Raw genomic sequence first — 16,465 nt, forward strand, 5'->3', positions numbered from 1 at the left:
TGACTGAACGACTGGAATGCCCATGATGCCCGATTCCACCCCCGACTCGCGGTGCCTGACGCCGATCCCTTCCCTGGCGGAACCGCCCTGGGAGACGCTGTCCCGCCTGCCCATCGCGGCCAGCGACGAGCGCCTGCTGCCACTGAGCCTGGCGCCCGAGCCGGTCAAGACGTTTCCCGCCTATGCACGCCTGGGGATTCCCGGCGCGGTGCCCGAGTGCTACGTGCGCGAGGGGGTTCATCGTCGCCTGCTGGCCGCGGCTCGCTCATTGCCGACCGGGCTGGGCCTGGTGGTACTCGATGGCTGGCGACCCTGGCGGGTGCAGCAGTATCTGTTCGATACCCTCTTCGAAGCGTTGCAGAGCCGCTACGACGACCTGGACGAGACGGCGCTGCTGGCGCGCACCCGCGAGTTCGTGGCCATGCCCAGCCGCGATCCGGTCGCTCCCAGCCCACACCTCACCGGCGGGGCGGTGGACGTGACGCTGTGCGACGCCGATGGCGTGATGCTCGACATGGGGTCGCTGTTCGACGAGGCCAGCGCGGCCTCGCACAGCGACCACCTGGAGCGGCTCGATGCACCCAGCGAGGCGCAGCGCCGGGCCCGCGATCGGCGGCGCCTGCTCTATCACGCCATGGCCGAGCAGGGCTTCACCAACCTGCCCAGCGAGTGGTGGCACTACGACTTCGGCGACCAGCTTTGGGCCCACTACGGCGGTCACCGTCAGGCGCTCTACGGACCCACCGAGCCCGAAACCCTCGAGCATCGTTGGCGGCAATCGCTGGGATGAGATGTCGCGAAAGCCGTGGCGGGAGCCTGGGGCTGAAGGTGCGCGGCGTCCCGGCGCGCCGGCCTCATCGCCCTACCAGACGCTCCAGTTCCTCGAGGTAGCTCTCCAGCACCAGGTTGGGCGGAGCTCCCTTGCGAGTGATGGCGCTGTAGCGGGTGAGATAGTGCCAGCGCCGCGGATTCAGGGCGCGCATGCGACCGTCACGGACCCATCGCTCGGCGTAGTGGGTCGGCAGGTAACCGATGTAGCGGCCGGATAGGATCAGAAAGGCGATGCCTTCACGGTCGGTCGCCGAGGCCGAGGCCTTGAGCGGCTCGTGAACCGCCTTGATCTCGGGCGTCTGGGCATAGGCGGGCACCACGGCATCGTGGTTGGCCAGTGTCCCTTCGTGGACGTCCGACTCTTCGAACAGCGGGTGGCCGGCTGCACAGTAGAGCTGCGACGCTTCTTCGTACAGCGAGCGGTAGTCGAGCCCCGGCAGGGTCTTGAGGGCCGGGATCACCCCAGTGTGCAAGCGACCGTCGAGCACGGCCAGCTCGATGTCGCTGGGCGGAATCATGCGGATGTTGATGCGCACATCGGGTCCCCGCTCCTTCAGCGCGCTCAGCGCGTGAGTGATGTGCATCTCGGGCATGGTCACCAGGTTGTCGGTGATGCCGATGTTGAGTTCGCCCTTGAGCCGGGCATGCAGGCCGTTGACCCGGGTGCGGAAACCTTCCACGGCCGCCAGCAGCTGCAGCGACGATTCGTAGACTTCGCTGCCCTCGTCGGTGAGGGCGAATCCGCTGCGGCCGCGCTGACAGAGGCGCAGACCGAGCCGGGTTTCCAGATCGTTCATCGCCATGCTGATGGCGGCCCGGCTGATACCCAACTCCACCTCGGCAGCGGAGAAACCGCCGCACTCCACGACCTTGCGGTAGATCCGCAGCAGGCGCAGGTCGGCGTCCCCGGGCTGCCCCATGGGCGTCGTGCGGCGCTGTGGCATGCATGTCCTCCGTCAGCGTTTCCTCTTGCCGGCTTGCTCGGCAGGCGGCATACAAAGTTAAGCAACTGCTTGCATGAAATTAAAGAGCTTTTTATTTAATTGATCGAAGGCGGCGTCTAGCCTGATTCACGAAGCTATCGTCGATGGCCAGAACAACGGGAGGCCAGTGCCATGACCGCTCAAGAATTTCCCTATGCTGCCGGGCTCAGCGCCGAACAGCTCGACGCCTACTGGATGCCCTATACCGGCAACCGCCAATTCAAGCGGGATCCGCGGATCATCGTGGGCGCCAAAGGCAGCTACCTGACGGACTCTCAGGGCCGCCAGGTCTTCGATGGCCTCTCCGGACTCTGGACCTGCGGTGCCGGGCACTCCCGGCCCGAGATCGCCGATGCCGTCAGCCGGCAGCTGCGCGAGCTGGACTATGCCCCGGCCTTCCAGTTCGGCCATCCCAAGGCCTTCGAGCTGGCTCACCGCCTGCGTGAACTGACCCCAGCCGGCCTGGACTACACCTTTTTCACCGGTTCCGGCTCCGAGAGCGCCGATACCTCTCTGAAGATCGCTCGCGCCTACTGGCGCAAGAAGGGCAAGCCGACCAAGACCAAGCTGATCGGCCGGGCCAAGGGCTACCACGGCGTGAACTTCGGCGGTTTCAGTCTGGGCGGCATCGGGGCCAACCGTGCCCTGTACGGCCAAGGCGTGGATGCCGATCACCTGCCGCACACCCTGCTGCCGGAGAATGCCTTCACTCGCGGCATGCCCGAGCGCGGTGCCGAGAAGGCCGATGAGCTGCTGGAGCTGATCGCCCTGCACGATGCCTCCAACATCGCTGCGGTGATCGTCGAGCCGCTGGCCGGCTCCGCCGGGGTGATTCCGCCGCCGCAGGGTTACCTCCAGCGGCTGCGCGAAATCTGCGATGCACACGAGATCCTGCTGATCTTCGACGAGGTGATCACCGCCTTCGGCCGCATGGGGTCGATGACCGGCGCCGCGGAGTTCGGCGTGACGCCCGACATCATGAACTTTGCCAAGCAGCTGACCAACGGGGCGGTGCCCATGGGTGGGGTGACGGTCAAAGGGGACATCTACCACACCTTCATGGAGCAGGGCGGCCCCGACTACATGCTCGAGCTGCCCCACGGCTATACCTACTCCGGCCATCCGGTGGCCTGCGCAGCGGCCCTGGCCTCGCTGGACATCCTGGAGCAGGAGCGTCTGATCGAGCGCGTGCGCGAGATGAGCCCGATCTTCGAGGAGGCGCTGCACGGCCTCAAGGGCACCCGCTATGTCAGCGACATCCGCAACTACGGGCTCGCTGGGGCACTGACGATCGAACCCTATCCCGGCGAGCCGGCGCGGCGGCCCTACGAGATCGCCATGAAGTGCTGGGAGAAAGGTTTCTACGTGCGTTTCGGCGGCGACACCATCCAGCTCGGCCTGCCATTCATCGTCGAGCGCGAGGAGATCGATCGGGTCGTCAATGCGCTTGGCGATGCGATCGGCGAACTGGACTGAACATCTCAACATCCGACAGACCCATCGAGAGGCGACACATGACAACACTCGGCCATCTGATCAACGGCGTGCGCGTCGATCGCGAAGGGCGCACCCAGGCCATCTACAATCCCTCCGTCGGCGAGGTCGGCGGCCAGGTGAGCCTGGCCAGCAAGGCCACTGTCGAGGAGGCCATCGCTGCCGCCCAGGCTGCCTTTCCGGCCTGGCGGAACACCCCGCCGGCCAAGCGTGCCCGCGTGATGTTCCGCTTCAAGCAGCTGCTGGAAGAACATGCCGACGAGATCGTCCGCCTGGTCGGCCAGGAGCATGGCAAGATCGTCCACGATGCCCAGGGCGAACTGGCGCGCGGCATCGAGAACGTGGAGTATGCCTGCGGCGCCCCCGAGCTGCTCAAGGGTGAGTACAGCAAGAACACCGGCCCCGGCATCGACTCCTGGAGCGATTTCCAGCCGCTGGGCGTGGTGGCCGGCATCACGCCGTTCAACTTCCCGGCCATGGTACCGTTGTGGATGTACCCCATGGCCATCGCCTGCGGGAATACCTTCGTGCTCAAGCCCTCCGAGCGGGATCCGACCTCGGCGCTGTTCATTGCCGAGCTGGCGCTCGAAGCGGGTCTGCCCGCCGGGGTGCTCAACGTGGTCAATGGCGACAAGGAAGCCGTCGACACTCTGCTCGACGATGCCCGGGTCCAAGCCGTCAGCTTCGTCGGTTCCACGCCCATTGCCGAGGCCATCTACTCCCGCGCCAGCGCCAACGGCAAGCGTTGCCAGGCCCTCGGCGGTGCCAAGAATCATGCCATCGTGATGCCCGACGCCGACATGGACAACGTGGTCAACTCCCTGACCGGCGCGGCCTTCGGCTCCTCGGGCGAGCGCTGCATGGCGCTTTCCGTGGCGGTGGCCGTGGGTGACGAGGCCGCCGATACCCTGATCGCCAAGATGCAGGAGTCGATGAAGTCCCTCAAGGTCGGCCCCTTCTCCGACAAGAGCAATGATTTCGGCCCGGTGATCACCAAGGCTCATCAGGAGAAGGTCTGCGGCTACATCGACAGCGCCGAGCAGCAGGGCGCCACCATCGTGGTCGACGGTCGCGACGTACAGGTACCGGGGCATGAGCAAGGTTTCTACGTGGGCGGCACCCTGATCGACCGCGTGACGCCCGATATGACTTGCTACCGGGAAGAGATCTTCGGGCCGGTGCTGCTGGTGGTGCGTGCCGGCTCCATGGAAGAGGCCATGCAGCTGATCGACGATCACGAGTACGGCAATGGCACCTGCATCTATACCCGCGACGGTGAGGCTGCTCGCTACTTCAGCGACAACATTCAGGTCGGCATGGTGGGCATCAACGTGCCACTGCCGGTACCGGTCTCCTATCATAGCTTCGGCGGCTGGAAGCGTTCGCTGTTCGGCGACCTGGCCGCCTACGGGCCGGATGCCGTGCGCTTCTACACCAAGCGCAAGACCGTCACCCAGCGCTGGCCGTCGGCCGGGGTGCGCGAGGGTGCCCAGTTCTCGTTCCCGTCATGAGCGTACCGGGGGGACGTGGCCATCGTCCCCCTCCCTTTTCAAGGCACCGACCGCGAGCATCGGGCGATCGGTGGCCGTATCCCTCTCAGCAAGTATCCCCTACTTCCCCTATCTAGTGTCTGGAGGCGTTCCGGCGTCTACATGAAATGCATGGCCGTGAGTGCCGACACCGGTATCTTCACTATGCCTCGGAAAGCCGGAGAAAGAGCGCCCGTATTCTGGCAACCATTGCCAACGATAGCGTCGTGCATGGACAGGTAAAGGTGTGGCATGGAAAGGCGTGACGGACCGATTCTTCCTATCAGGATCGGCAGTTATCGGCCTGTGAATTCCTGCACTTTCCGAGTGCATGAGCCAGCATTATGAAGCATTGCAGTGCAGCGAAAATCGACTTTACCGGATGGCAAAAAAGTCCTTGACCAACCCGGATATGGCTTTTACCTTTACCAGTAGGTAAAAAACAAACACAATATGGCTGATACCTGATATGTCACTCAATGTCGATTTAATTCAGTTTGTTACAGGCATTAGGCATGGCTGGCAGCCGTGATGGTCGTGCGGCGAACCGCCATGCCTGGTAGGGCTTGATCCCCAGTCCGGCATTCGCTCTATTCATCAAGTCGACTTGTCCGAATGATTCGATTTCGGACGATAGGGCGATGTCGTGCCCGGAATAAATGGGGGTTCTCGATAGCGCGATAATTGAACTCAACAACACAACAATGAGGTTGCGATATGTCGAATAAAGTGAAATGCGGTCTGATTCAAATGTCGCTAAAGGGCGATACGTCGATGAGCCCGGGGGAGATTCGGGAGAAAATGATCGAAGCGCATCTTCCCATGATCGACGATGCGGCGAGTCAGGGCGTCCAGGTGCTCTGCTTCCAAGAGGTGTTCACACAACCCTATTTCTGTCCGAGCCAGGACAAGAAGTGGTATGACTCGGCGGAAAAGATTCCCGACGGGCCGACCACCAAGTTGATGCAGGAGTATGCCAAGAAGCATCGCATGGTCATCGTGGTTCCGATCTACGAAGAAGACATGCCCGGTGTGTTCTACAACACTGCAGCAGTCATCGATGCGGATGGCAGTTATCTCGGCAAATATCGAAAGAATCACATTCCGGACACTGCGCCGGGCTTCTGGGAAAAGCTCTACTTCAAGCCTGGCAACTGCGGTTACCCCGTCTTCGATACTGCCTACTGCAAACTTGGCGTCTACATCTGCTACGACCGTCATTTCCCGGAAGGGTGGCGCGCTCTTGCACTCAATGGCGCGGAGTACATCGTCAACCCCTCTGCCACCGTAAAGGGCAAGAGCCGTTACCTCTGGGAGCTGGAGCAGCCGGCATCGGCCGCCGCCAATGCCGTCTTCATCGGCGCGATCAATCGCGTAGGGCGCGAAGCGCCATGGGACGAGCAAATGGGTGACTTCTACGGTTCCAGCTACATCGTCAATCCCATGGGGAAGATCGAAGCGCAGGCCAGCGAGGACAAGGACGAACTTCTCGTTCACGAGATCGACCTGGACATGATTCGCGAGGTTCGCAAGGGCTGGCAGTTCTTCCGGGATCGGCGGCCTGAGTCCTATGACGAACTGGTGGACTATTGAATCCTTCATGAATCGAGAGTCGGGGGAAGAAGCTGCTCCCGGCAGCACAATAACAATATAGCGAGCTGAGTCATGAGCGAAACAACGCACAAAACCAAGATGAAAGCCGGTTATAGCCCCGAGCTATGGAATGCCGACCTGGCACCGGTCGAGCGAGAAGAACGTACCTGGTCCTGGTTGAACATTGCCAGCCTGTGGGTATCGATGGTGGTCTGCGTTCCGGCCTACATGCTGGCAGCGAGCCTGATACCCGAGGGGATGTCGTGGTGGCAGGCGGTGCTCACCGTCTTCCTGGCCAACACCATCATTCTCATACCCATGCTGTTGCTGGGCCATGCCGGTGCCAAACACGGCATTCCGTTTCCCGTTCTGCTCAGGGCCTCCTTCGGTACCTCCGGTGCCAAGCTGGCGGCCATGATGCGCGGCGTCGTCGGCTGTGGCTGGTTCGGCATCCAGACGTGGATAGGCGGCTCGGCCATCTACGCGATTCTCAACATTCTCACCGATCGAGCCCTGGTGGGAGAGCCGATACCGGCGCTGGGCATCGACCTGGCGCAGCTCCTCTGCTTCCTGGCTTCCTGGGGCATGCATGTCTACTTCATTGCACGCGGTACCGAGTCCATTCGTTTCCTGGAGACCTATGCGGCTCCCTTCCTGATTGCCATGTGCTTCGGCCTGCTGATCTGGGCGGTCACGAAGGCGGGCGGTTTCGGACCCATGCTTTCCACACCGTCGGAATTCGTCGAGGGCGGGGCTAGAGAAGGCGAATTCTGGCAAGCCTTCTGGCCGGGCCTGACCGCCATGGTCGGTTTCTGGGCAACCCTGGCATTGAACATTCCCGACTTCACCCGGTTCGCCAAGAGCCAGCGTCATCAGCTCGTCGGCCAGGCGCTGGGGCTGCCGATCCCCATGGGGATTCTGGCCTTCATCGCCGTGGCCGTGGCCTCTGCCACCATCGTGATCTATGGCGAGGCGCTGTGGGATCCGGTGGCGATTACCGAGCGCATGGGCGGTGTGGCGGTCGTCATTGCCTTGCTGGCGCTGGTCATCGCCACGGTGACCACCAACCTGGCGGCCAACGTCGTCGCTCCCGCCAATGGCTTCGCCAACCTGGTGCCGGGCAAGATCTCCTTCCGCATGGGGGGGTACATCACGGCCGGTCTGGGTATCGCCATCATGCCCTGGAAACTGCTCGAAACCACCGGCGCCTACATCTTCACCTGGCTGATCGGCTACTCGGCTCTGCTGGGCCCGCTGGCGGGGATCATGCTGGCCGATTATCTGCTGCTGCGAAAGACCGATCTGTCTCACGACGACCTGTTCAAGAGCAATGGCAGGTACAGCTACGGCAATGGCTGGAACCCCATGGCCTGGATCGCTTTCGTCATTGCGGTATTGCCCAACCTCCCCGGTTTTCTGGCGGCAGCAGGCCTGCTGGACAGCGTGCCTGGCATCTTCTCGGCCATCTACAACTATGCCTGGTTCGTCGGGGTCGCCATCGGGGCCATCGTCTACCTGGCATTGATGCGCATGACGAGTCCCGTGCCAGCCGGCGTGACGCCGGAATTGCAACCGCAAAGCAACAATCCACAAGAAAGGTAAGGAGAGATCCATGTCCGTCTTGATCAAGGGTGGCACCGTCGTCACCGCCGACCATACCTTCCAAGCCGATGTCTACTGCGAGAATGGCAAGATCGCCGCCATCGGCGAGAACCTGGAGGTTCCCTCCTCCGCGGAAGTGGTGGATGCCAGTGGCCAGTACGTGATGCCGGGAGGCATCGATCCGCATACGCACATGCAGTTCCCCTTCATGGGAACCGTGGCCAGCGATGACTTCTACACCGGCACCGCGGCTGCCCTGGCGGGCGGTACCACCAGCATCATCGACTTCGTGATTCCCCAGCCGGGACAGCGTCTCCTGGACGCTTACAATCAGTGGCGCGAATGGGCCGAGAAAGCGGCAGCCGACTACACCTTCCATGTGGCGATCACCTGGTGGGACGACTCCGTCCATGAAGACATGCAGACCCTGGTGCACGAGCATGGCGTGAACAGCTTCAAGCACTTCATGGCTTACAAGAACGCCATCATGGCCGACGACGAGACGCTGGTGAAAAGCTTCCGGCGCTGCGTGGAACTGGGGGCCATGCCTACCGTTCATGCGGAAAACGGTGAGCTGGTCTACCAGCTGCAGCAGGAGATGCTGGAAAAGGGCCTGACCGGCCCCGAGGCCCACCCCTTGTCGCGTCCCCCCTTCGTCGAGGGAGAAGCGGCCAACCGGGCGATCCAGGTTGCCCAGGCCATGCACACGCCCATCTATATCGTGCATGTCTCCTGCAAGGACTCGCTGGATGCCATCACCAGGGCCCGCTCGGCGGGACAGCGGGTCTACGGTGAGGTGCTGGCGGGGCATCTGGTCATCGACGACGGCGTCTACCGCAGCGAGGACTTCGACGTCGCGGCAGGCCACGTCATGAGCCCTCCCTTCCGTTCCAAGGAACACCAGGCAGCGCTGTGGAACGGTCTGCAGGGCGGTAACCTGCATACCACGGCAACGGATCACTGCTGCTTCTGCCGGGATCAGAAGGCCGCCGGGAAAGACGACTTCACGAAGATTCCCAACGGTACCGCCGGGGTGGAGGATCGTCTGGCGATTCTCTGGGACGAGGGGGTCAACAACGGAAGACTGACCCTGAACGAATTCGTGGCGGTCACCTCGACCAATACCGCGAAACTGTTCAACATCTATCCGCGCAAGGGCAGCATCTCGGAGGGTGCCGATGCCGATATCGTCGTCTGGGATCCGCAGGGTACCCGGACGATTTCGGCCGACACCCATCACATGAACGTCGACTTCAACATCTTCGAAGGCCGAACCGTGAAGGGCATTCCCACCCATACGCTGAGTCATGGCAAGGTGGTGTGGAGAAACGGCGAGTTGAACGCGGAGCGTGGCGCCGGCCGCTACGTCAAGCGGCCGGCCTTCGCCCCGGTTCTGGAGGCCGTGGCTCGCCAAACGGAGCTCAACGAGCCACAACCGGTGAAACGCTGAGCGTAGAGAGCCAAGCTGGCGGGACGAGGTCCCGCCAGCTTGCTTTATGCCGGTGTGATACGGTCTCGACTTGCCGGCCGGCGACGGTACCTTACCCTGACTCGCCGTGAACCGGATCGATAACAACAACGACAGGAGATGACAGTCATGAAGCATTCCGATTACCCGCTGAGCGAGGTGCCCTGGGAGTCACGCAAGGGGCTTCTTTCCACGTCGGTCGTGCTGCTCGGGTTCACCTTCTTCACGGCCACCATGTGGGCCGGTGGCAGCATCGGCACCGCCTTCCCTTTCGACGAGCTGCTATGGGCGATAGTGGTGGGCAATCTGCTGCTGGGCGCCTATGCCTCGGCACTGGCCTACATCGCCTGCAAAAGCGGGTTGAACTCCGTGCTGATGGGTCGGTTCTGCTTCGGTGAGCTGGGCAGCAAGCTCTCGGACATTCTGCTGGGCTTCACCCAGATCGGCTGGTATGCGTGGGGCACTGCCACGATCGCCATCGTGCTGGTCAAGACCACCGGCCTGCCTGCCTGGTCCGAAACGCCGCTGATGGTCTTCTTCGGCATCGCCTTCTGCCTGACCGCCATGATCGGCTATCGCGGCCTCGACTGGCTGTCACGCTTCGCCGTGCCAGCCATGCTGCTCTTCATCCTGATCAGCCTCTACACCGGTCTCGCCGATGCGGGCGGCTTCGCCGGCCTGCTGGGGCAGACGCCGAGCGAAGAGATGACCTTTGCCGCTGCGGTGACGGTGATCATCGGTACCTTCGTCAGCGGCGGAACCCAGGCGACCAACTGGAGCCGTTTCGCGAAATCTCCCGCCATTGCGGTGATCGCCACCATGCTGGCCTTCTGCGTCGGCAACGGTCTGATGGTCGTCACCGGGGCCTTCGGGGCGCTCGTCTATCAGCAGGCCGACATCGTCGACATCATGCTCGCGCAAGGGTTCGTCGTGCTGGCCGTGCTGATGCTGTTTCTCAACATCTGGACGACCCAGGACAACACCATCTACAACTTCGCGGTAGCGGGCTGCAATCTGGTCAGAACTCGGCATCGCCGCCTGGTGACCCTGCTGGGGGCCGCGATCGGGACGCTTCTGGCCGTGTTCGGCATGTACAACATGCTGATCCCTTTCCTGGTGTTGCTGGGCACCTTCATCCCGCCCTTCGGTGGCGTCATCATGGCCGACTTCTGGCTGCGTCATCGCGGCCGTTATCCGCCCATCGCGGAAGTGCAGTTGCCGAACTTCAATCGGATCGGTCTGGGCGCCTATGCGTTGGGGTCGGGCGCGGCGTACTTTTCGCCGGTGCTGCCGCCGGTGGTGGGCGTGGGGGTTGCCGTGCTTGGTTATGCCGTGCTGTTGGCCAGCTTCGACAAGGCTGCCGTCGCTCAAGCCGCCAGAAGGACGGGATGATCGCTTCACCATGAACCGGGGCTGAAGGGTGCCAGGCGGAGCGACACCTGGCATCCCCCCGGGACTAGGCTTCAAGGGAGTGAGTCGCATGTGGTTCCACTTCATCATCGTGCTGGCGGCCGGGGCCATGCTGCCCATGCAGGCCGGGATCAACGCCGGTCTGGCACGTGGCTGGGGGCATCCGCTGTGGGCGGCGGCCATCTCCTTCGGGGTGGGAACCCTGGCACTGCTGGGGGCGGCCATGGGGTCGCGTCTCGCCGTGCCCAACTGGCAGCAGCTTGCCGACATTCCTGCCTGGAGCTGGTCCGGCGGCGTACTGGGGGCCTTTTACGTCACCGTCATGGTGATCTTCGCGCCCAAGCTGGGGGCGGCGACCCTGCTCGCGCTCGTGGTGGCCGGACAGATGCTGGCGTCCACGCTGCTCGATCATTTCGGTGCGCTGGGCTTTCCCCAGCAGTCCATTTCCCTGCCCAGGCTCTTGGGCGTGGCGCTCCTGTTCCTGGGAGTGCTTCTCATTCGTCGCTACTGAGCGGCTGGACGCGGCGCTAGGGCGACGGTATCCTGTCGGCCGTTTCAGCCCCCCTGGTGTGCCCCTCCTTTCGGAACTCTGGCAGAGTCGTAAGCGGCGATCTGTGCTTGCGATGGCGTCTTGTCCGCTGGGTGCGATGGCACACGACAACCCGGTCGAGAGCCACATGAGTCAACCAGCCGACGGGCGCAAGCCGCCTCGCCGTTCCGCCAACCGCAAGGCCCTCGAGCAGCGCATTCTCGATGCCGCCGAGATCGTTTTTTCGGAACAGGGTTTCAGTGGAGCCTCGCTGGAAGCGATTGCCGAAAGGGCCGGTCTTTCCAAGCAGAACATGCTGTATTACTTTCCCTCCAAGGAAAGTCTCTACCAGAACGTCTTGAAACACGTGCTCGATCTATGGATCGAGAAGATGGCCCTGATGGAGCAGGCCGGCGACACGCCCGCCGTGATGCTGGAGAACTACATACGTGGCAAGCTCGAACTGTCCCGCATACGCCCCTATGGCTCCAAGGTGTTCGCCAACGAAGTGATCAGTGGCGCCACGCACTTGCAGGTCTATCTCGAAGAAGATCTGCTGCCCCAACTGGAGGCCGATCTGGCCCTGGTGCGGCAATGGATCGCCGATGGGCGAATGGATGAGGTCGACCCGGAGCATCTCTTCTTCACCATCTGGGCGTCCACGCAGACCTACGCCGACTTCTCGTCCCAGGTCAGCCTGGCGCTGGGAAAGCGGGACCTCGACGAGGAAGACTTCCAGCGTGCCGGGGACTTCCTGACCCACGTCTTCCTGAAGGGGCTGGGACTGGAGAAACGCTGAAAGGGGGCGCTTCAACGCCCCCTTCCGACGCTCTGGCTTCCGACGATCAGGCGGCTTCGTTCAGTGCCCCGGTCAGGTCGAGGATCGCCTGCTTGCCATCGCCGAACAGCATCAAGGTGTTGTCCTTGGCGAACAGCGGATTGGGCAGCCCGGCGAAGCCGGGACTCAGGCTGCGCTTCACCACCACCACGGTGCGGGCCTGATCGACGTCGAGGATCGGCATGCCATAGATCGGACTGCCCTTGTCCTCCCGCGCCATGGGATTGGTGACGTCGTTGGCTCCGATGACGATGACCACGTCGGTCTGGGCGAAGTGCGGGTTCACCTGTTCCATGGGTTGCATCTTGTCGTAATCCACCTCGGCCTCGGCGAGCAGCACGTTCATGTGTCCCGGCATGCGGCCGGCCACGGGGTGCAGCCCATAGATCACTTCCACGCCGCGTCGCTCCAGGGTATCGGCCAGGTCTCTCACCGCATGCTGGGCCTGGGCCATGGCCAGTCCGAAGCCCGGCACGATCACCACCCGCTGGGCGGTCTCCAGCAGCATGCTGATCTCTTCGGCGGAAGAGGACTTCACCTTGCCGGCATAGACTTCGTCGGCATCCATGCCCTCGCCGCCCTCCTCGGATAGCGAACCGAACAGCACGCCGGCCAGGGAGCGATTCATGGCCACGCACATGATCCGGGTCAGGATCAGCCCCGAGGCCCCCACCAAGGCGCCGGAGACGATCAGCACGGTATTGCCCATGATGAAGCCTGCGGCGGCGGCGGCAATGCCGGAGTAGGAGTTGAGCAGGGCGATGACGACGGGCATGTCGGCGCCGCCGATGGGGATGACCAGCGTCACGCCCAGCACCAGAGCGATGGTCGCCAGCAGCAAGAGCAAGCCGATGCCGCCGTTGCCGCCGGCCAGGGTGGCCACGATCACCACGGTACCGCTGAGCAGGGCGGCGTTGAACAGCGTGATGCCCTTGAAACCGATGGGATTGCCGGGCAGCAGTTCCTGCAGCTTGCCGAAAGCCACCGCGCTGCCGGTCAGGGTGACCGCGCCGACCAGTACGGTCAGACCGATGGCCAGCAGGCCGATGGTTCCGCCGGCGGCAATGGGCCCGCTGGGGGCGAGAAAGCTGGCCATGGCCACGGCCAGCGAGGCGCCGCCACCGAAGCCGTTGAGGAGGGCGACCATCTGCGGCATGGCCGTCATCTGGATGCGCGTGGCCAGCAGCGCCCCGATGGTGCCGCCGAGGATGACCCCGGCAAGGATCCAGCCGTAGGACAGGATCGACCGATCCAGCAAGGTCACCACGACCGCGACCAGCATGCCGATGGCGGCCAGCAGATTGCCGCGTACCGCCGTGCGAGGTCGGGTCAACCCCTTGATGCCGGTGACGAACAGCACCGCGGAAGCCAGATAGAACAGATTGACGAATGACAGGCTCATGGCTCAGTCCCTCCTGCGGAACATCTTCAGCATGCGGTTGGTGACCAGAAAGCCGCCGACCACATTGATGGTGGCCAGGGTGACCGCCGCCGTGCCGAGGACGGAGACCCACAGGCCTCCGACCTCGCCGGAACCGGCGGCCAGCAGGGCACCCACCAGGGTGATGCCGGAGATGGCGTTGCTGCCCGACATCAACGGCGTGTGCAGGGTGGCCGGTACCTTGGTGATCAGTTCGACCCCCAGGATGACGGCCAGCACGAAGAGCGATATCTGCATGATCAGCATGTCCATCAGACCGTCTCCTCTTCACGCGTGGAGGCCGGGACCAGGCGCTCGCGGATACGCGCCGCGCGCACTTCCCCGCCATGGGTCACCACCGTCTCGTCGAGGATCTCGTCCTCGAAATCGAGCGCCAGCCTGCCTTCCTCGTCCAGCAGATGGCGCAGCAGGTTCTCCATGTTGCGGCCATACATCTGGCTGGCATGGTGAGGCAGGCTGGCCGCGATGTTGGTCGGGCCGATGATGGTGACGCCGTAGGCCTCGAGCGTTTCGCCGGCCTGAGTCAGCTCGCAGTTGCCGCCCCGCTCGGCGGCGAGGTCGACGATGACCGCCCCCGGCTTCATCCGTTTCACCATCTCTTCGGTGATCAGCACCGGGGCCTTGGCACCGGGGATGGCCGCCGTGGTCACCACCACGTCCTGCTGGGCGAGGACGTCGGCCATCTGCTCGCGCTGGCGTCTCAGGAAGTCGTCGTCCTGCTCGCTGGCATAACCGCCCTGACCCTCGCTCGAAGAGGTGTCCAGATCGAGCTCGATGGGCTTGGCGCCCACGGACAGGATCTGGTCGCGCGCTGCGGGGCGCACGTCGTAGGCTTCCACCACGGCGCCCAGACGCTTGGCGGTGGCGGCCGCCTGCAGACCGGCCACCCCGGCCCCCATGATGAAGACGCGCGACGGATTCAGCGTGCCCGCCGCCGTCATCATCATGGGAAAGAGCCGCGGGGCCTGGCAGGCCGCGAGCAGCACGGCCTTGTAGCCGGCCAGGGTGGCGATGGATGAGAGCGCGTCCATGCTCTGGGCGCGACTGATGCGTGGCACCAGCTCCAGCGCCAGGCTGGTGATGCCGCGTTCGGCCAGCCCGCGGAAACGCTCGGGGCGGCTCAGGGGGTCCAGCATGCCGATGCCGATGTGGCCCGCGCGCAGGTCGGCGAAGGCCTCCTCGTGGGCACCGTCGACGCACAGGACGATCTCGCCCGCGTCGAGCAGCTGGGCGCGCGTTTCGAGAATCTCGGCTCCCGCCTCGCGATAGCCGTCGTTGGCGAAGCCGGCGGCGTCGCCGGCGCCGGTTTCCACGAACACCTCGCAGCCGAGGCCGGTGAGGGTCGATACGTTGGCGGGGGTCAGGGCCACCCGGGTCTCCCCGGGGTGGCGTTCCCGCATCACCGCTAGTCGCATTGTCGTTCTCCTGGGCTCGATCGAGTGGCCATCACGCCTGGGCACGTTCCAGCACCGCCTGGAGCAGGACGTTGCAGCCGGCGGCCAGATCGTCGGCGTCGGCGCGTTCCAGCTCGTTGTGGCTGATGCCCTTTTCGCAGGGGACGAAGATCATCGAGGTGGGGGCCACGCGGGCGATGTAGCAGGCGTCATGGCCGGCGCCGCTGACCATCTCGCGATGGCTGAGTCCGAGCGCCTCCGCCGCCTTGCGCACCGAGGCGACGCAGTCCTCATCGAAGGGCACGGGTGGTGAGTACCAGATCTGCTCGAAGTCCATCTCCAGCCCGATGTCCTCGGCGATGCGCACCGCTCCCTCGCGCAGCGCAGCGTCCATGGCCTCCAGCACCTCGGCATCGGGGTGGCGGAAGTCCACGGTGAAGAACACCTGCCCGGGAATGACGTTGCGCGAGTTGGGGAAGACCTGCATCAGGCCCACCGTGGCGCAGGCGTTGGGCTGGTTGTCCATGCCGATACGGTTGACCATGTCGACGATGCGCGCGGCGCCCAGCAGGGCGTCACGGCGGCTGGGCATCGGCGTGGGACCGGCATGCGATTCCTGACCGGTGAGGGTGATCTCGTACCAGCGCTGACCCTGGGCGTCGGTGACGACACCGATCTGCTTGCCTTCGTCCTCGAGGATCGGCCCCTGCTCGATGTGCGCCTCGAAGAAGGCCTTGAAGGGGCGTCCGCCCACCTCGGCGCTGCCGGCGTAGCCGATGCGCTCGAGCTCCTCGCCCATGGTCTTGCCGTCGAGGTCGGCGCGGCTCAGGCCATAGTCCAGATCGAAGGCGCCGGCGAACACGCCCGAGGAAACCATGGCGGGCGGGAAACGCGAGCCCTCTTCGTTGGTCCACATCACCGTCTCCAGCGGCGTCCGGGTCTCGATGCCCCGTTCGTTGAGGGTACGGAAGATCTCCAGGCCGGCCAGCACGCCGAAGACGCCGTCGAACTTGCCGCCGGTGGGCTGGGTGTCCAGGTGGCTGCCCACGGCCACCGGGGGTAGCGAATCGTCCTGACCGGGACGGCGGGCGAAGATGTTGCCCATCTTGTCCACGGTGATGCTGCAGCCGGCTTCTTCGCACCATTTCACGAAGAGATCGCGGCCCTGCTTGTCCAGGTCGGTCAGCGCCAGGCGGCAACAGCCGCCCTTTTCGGTGCCGCCGATCTCGCCCATTTCCATCAGGCTGTCCCACAAACGCTGCTTGTCGATGCGGATGTCGTTCATGTCGTCCTCGTCTGCGTCATTAGCGTGCCGGAGTGACGTGATGGGTACACAGGGGCCCTGAGGGGCTC

At 63.9% G+C, this 16,465-nt stretch carries 14 protein-coding genes; 9 read left to right on the forward strand and 5 right to left on the reverse strand.

Features of this window, described 5'->3' with window-relative positions:
* The first annotated feature begins 22 nt into the window (after positions 1 to 22).
* Positions 23 to 790: a M15 family metallopeptidase gene (locus BLP96_RS03310; RefSeq protein WP_176761443.1), complete on the forward strand. Its 768-nt coding sequence runs from the start codon at positions 23 to 25 to the stop codon at positions 788 to 790.
* Positions 791 to 854: 64 nt separating this feature from the next.
* On the opposite strand, the gene BLP96_RS03315 is transcribed toward BLP96_RS03310, so the two are convergent.
* Positions 855 to 1,775, reverse strand: coding sequence for a LysR family transcriptional regulator (locus tag BLP96_RS03315; RefSeq protein WP_089683045.1), 921 nt, complete (start codon positions 1,773 to 1,775; stop codon positions 855 to 857).
* Positions 1,776 to 1,946: 171 nt separating this feature from the next.
* Here BLP96_RS03315 and aptA point away from each other — a divergent pair, with 171 nt between their 5' ends.
* The 8 genes from aptA to BLP96_RS03355 all read left to right on the forward strand — a co-directional run bounded on the left by aptA (position 1,947) and on the right by BLP96_RS03355 (position 12,238).
* Positions 1,947 to 3,290, forward strand: coding sequence for an omega-aminotransferase AptA (gene aptA / locus BLP96_RS03320; protein WP_089683047.1), 1,344 nt, complete (start codon positions 1,947 to 1,949; stop codon positions 3,288 to 3,290).
* 38 nt (positions 3,291 to 3,328) lie between these two features.
* Positions 3,329 to 4,819 carry a CoA-acylating methylmalonate-semialdehyde dehydrogenase gene (locus BLP96_RS03325; RefSeq protein WP_089683049.1) on the forward strand — a complete coding sequence of 497 codons (1,491 nt, stop codon included), beginning with the start codon at positions 3,329 to 3,331 and terminating at the stop codon, positions 4,817 to 4,819.
* A gap of 735 nt (positions 4,820 to 5,554) precedes the next feature.
* Positions 5,555 to 6,430: a nitrilase-related carbon-nitrogen hydrolase gene (locus BLP96_RS03330; RefSeq protein WP_089683051.1), complete on the forward strand. Its 876-nt coding sequence runs from the start codon at positions 5,555 to 5,557 to the stop codon at positions 6,428 to 6,430.
* A 72-nt stretch (positions 6,431 to 6,502) separates the two neighbouring features.
* Positions 6,503 to 8,032, forward strand: a complete 1,530-nt coding sequence (locus BLP96_RS03335) for an NCS1 family nucleobase:cation symporter-1 (protein ID WP_089683053.1) — start codon at positions 6,503 to 6,505, stop codon at positions 8,030 to 8,032.
* Positions 8,033 to 8,042: 10 nt separating this feature from the next.
* Positions 8,043 to 9,482 carry a dihydropyrimidinase gene (gene hydA, locus BLP96_RS03340; RefSeq protein ID WP_089683055.1) on the forward strand — a complete coding sequence of 480 codons (1,440 nt, stop codon included), beginning with the start codon at positions 8,043 to 8,045 and terminating at the stop codon, positions 9,480 to 9,482.
* Between the two features lie 147 nt (positions 9,483 to 9,629).
* Positions 9,630 to 10,892 (forward strand): cytosine permease, encoded by a 1,263-nt coding sequence (gene codB / locus BLP96_RS03345; RefSeq protein ID WP_089683057.1) that lies wholly within the window; start codon positions 9,630 to 9,632, stop codon positions 10,890 to 10,892.
* Between the two features lie 88 nt (positions 10,893 to 10,980).
* Complete coding sequence (locus tag BLP96_RS03350; protein ID WP_089683059.1) at positions 10,981 to 11,421, forward strand: DMT family transporter; 441 nt, start codon at positions 10,981 to 10,983, stop codon at positions 11,419 to 11,421.
* Positions 11,422 to 11,587: 166 nt separating this feature from the next.
* Entirely contained in the window at positions 11,588 to 12,238 is a 651-nt protein-coding gene (locus BLP96_RS03355) for a TetR family transcriptional regulator C-terminal domain-containing protein (RefSeq protein ID WP_089683061.1), read from the forward strand.
* A gap of 46 nt (positions 12,239 to 12,284) precedes the next feature.
* On the opposite strand, the gene BLP96_RS03360 is transcribed toward BLP96_RS03355, so the two are convergent.
* Genes BLP96_RS03360 through BLP96_RS03375 form a run of 4 tightly spaced genes read right to left on the reverse strand, consistent with a single transcriptional unit; the run spans position 12,285 to position 16,397 of the window.
* Positions 12,285 to 13,679, reverse strand: coding sequence for an NAD(P)(+) transhydrogenase (Re/Si-specific) subunit beta (locus BLP96_RS03360; RefSeq protein WP_089683064.1), 1,395 nt, complete (start codon positions 13,677 to 13,679; stop codon positions 12,285 to 12,287).
* A 3-nt stretch (positions 13,680 to 13,682) separates the two neighbouring features.
* Positions 13,683 to 13,970, reverse strand: a complete 288-nt coding sequence (locus BLP96_RS03365; protein ID WP_089683067.1) for an NAD(P) transhydrogenase subunit alpha part 2 — start codon at positions 13,968 to 13,970, stop codon at positions 13,683 to 13,685.
* Positions 13,970 to 15,133 carry a Re/Si-specific NAD(P)(+) transhydrogenase subunit alpha gene (locus BLP96_RS03370; protein WP_089683069.1) on the reverse strand — a complete coding sequence of 388 codons (1,164 nt, stop codon included), beginning with the start codon at positions 15,131 to 15,133 and terminating at the stop codon, positions 13,970 to 13,972. Before BLP96_RS03370 ends, BLP96_RS03365 begins: the two co-directional genes overlap by 1 nt.
* Positions 15,134 to 15,164: 31 nt before the next feature.
* Positions 15,165 to 16,397 carry a Zn-dependent hydrolase gene (locus BLP96_RS03375; protein ID WP_089683071.1) on the reverse strand — a complete coding sequence of 411 codons (1,233 nt, stop codon included), beginning with the start codon at positions 16,395 to 16,397 and terminating at the stop codon, positions 15,165 to 15,167.
* Between the last annotated feature and the right edge of the window lie 68 nt (positions 16,398 to 16,465).

This window comes from Billgrantia gudaonensis, assembly GCF_900100195.1.
GTDB classification, from domain to species: Bacteria; Pseudomonadota; Gammaproteobacteria; order Pseudomonadales; family Halomonadaceae; genus Halomonas; species Halomonas gudaonensis.

Excerpts from the sequence above, each read along its gene's own strand:
- BLP96_RS03310 (WP_176761443.1), top strand. The coding sequence starts at position 23 with ATGATGCCCGATTCCACCCCCGACTCGCGGTGCCTGACGCCGATCCCT.
- BLP96_RS03315 (WP_089683045.1), bottom strand. The coding sequence starts at position 1,775 with ATGCCACAGCGCCGCACGACGCCCATGGGGCAGCCCGGGGACGCCGAC.
- aptA (WP_089683047.1), top strand. The coding sequence starts at position 1,947 with ATGACCGCTCAAGAATTTCCCTATGCTGCCGGGCTCAGCGCCGAACAG.
- BLP96_RS03325 (WP_089683049.1), top strand. The coding sequence starts at position 3,329 with ATGACAACACTCGGCCATCTGATCAACGGCGTGCGCGTCGATCGCGAA.
- BLP96_RS03330 (WP_089683051.1), top strand. The coding sequence starts at position 5,555 with ATGTCGAATAAAGTGAAATGCGGTCTGATTCAAATGTCGCTAAAGGGC.
- BLP96_RS03335 (WP_089683053.1), top strand. The coding sequence starts at position 6,503 with ATGAGCGAAACAACGCACAAAACCAAGATGAAAGCCGGTTATAGCCCC.
- hydA (WP_089683055.1), top strand. The coding sequence starts at position 8,043 with ATGTCCGTCTTGATCAAGGGTGGCACCGTCGTCACCGCCGACCATACC.
- codB (WP_089683057.1), top strand. The coding sequence starts at position 9,630 with ATGAAGCATTCCGATTACCCGCTGAGCGAGGTGCCCTGGGAGTCACGC.
- BLP96_RS03350 (WP_089683059.1), top strand. The coding sequence starts at position 10,981 with ATGTGGTTCCACTTCATCATCGTGCTGGCGGCCGGGGCCATGCTGCCC.
- BLP96_RS03355 (WP_089683061.1), top strand. The coding sequence starts at position 11,588 with ATGAGTCAACCAGCCGACGGGCGCAAGCCGCCTCGCCGTTCCGCCAAC.
- BLP96_RS03360 (WP_089683064.1), bottom strand. The coding sequence starts at position 13,679 with ATGAGCCTGTCATTCGTCAATCTGTTCTATCTGGCTTCCGCGGTGCTG.
- BLP96_RS03365 (WP_089683067.1), bottom strand. The coding sequence starts at position 13,970 with ATGGACATGCTGATCATGCAGATATCGCTCTTCGTGCTGGCCGTCATC.
- BLP96_RS03370 (WP_089683069.1), bottom strand. The coding sequence starts at position 15,133 with ATGCGACTAGCGGTGATGCGGGAACGCCACCCCGGGGAGACCCGGGTG.
- BLP96_RS03375 (WP_089683071.1), bottom strand. The coding sequence starts at position 16,397 with ATGAACGACATCCGCATCGACAAGCAGCGTTTGTGGGACAGCCTGATG.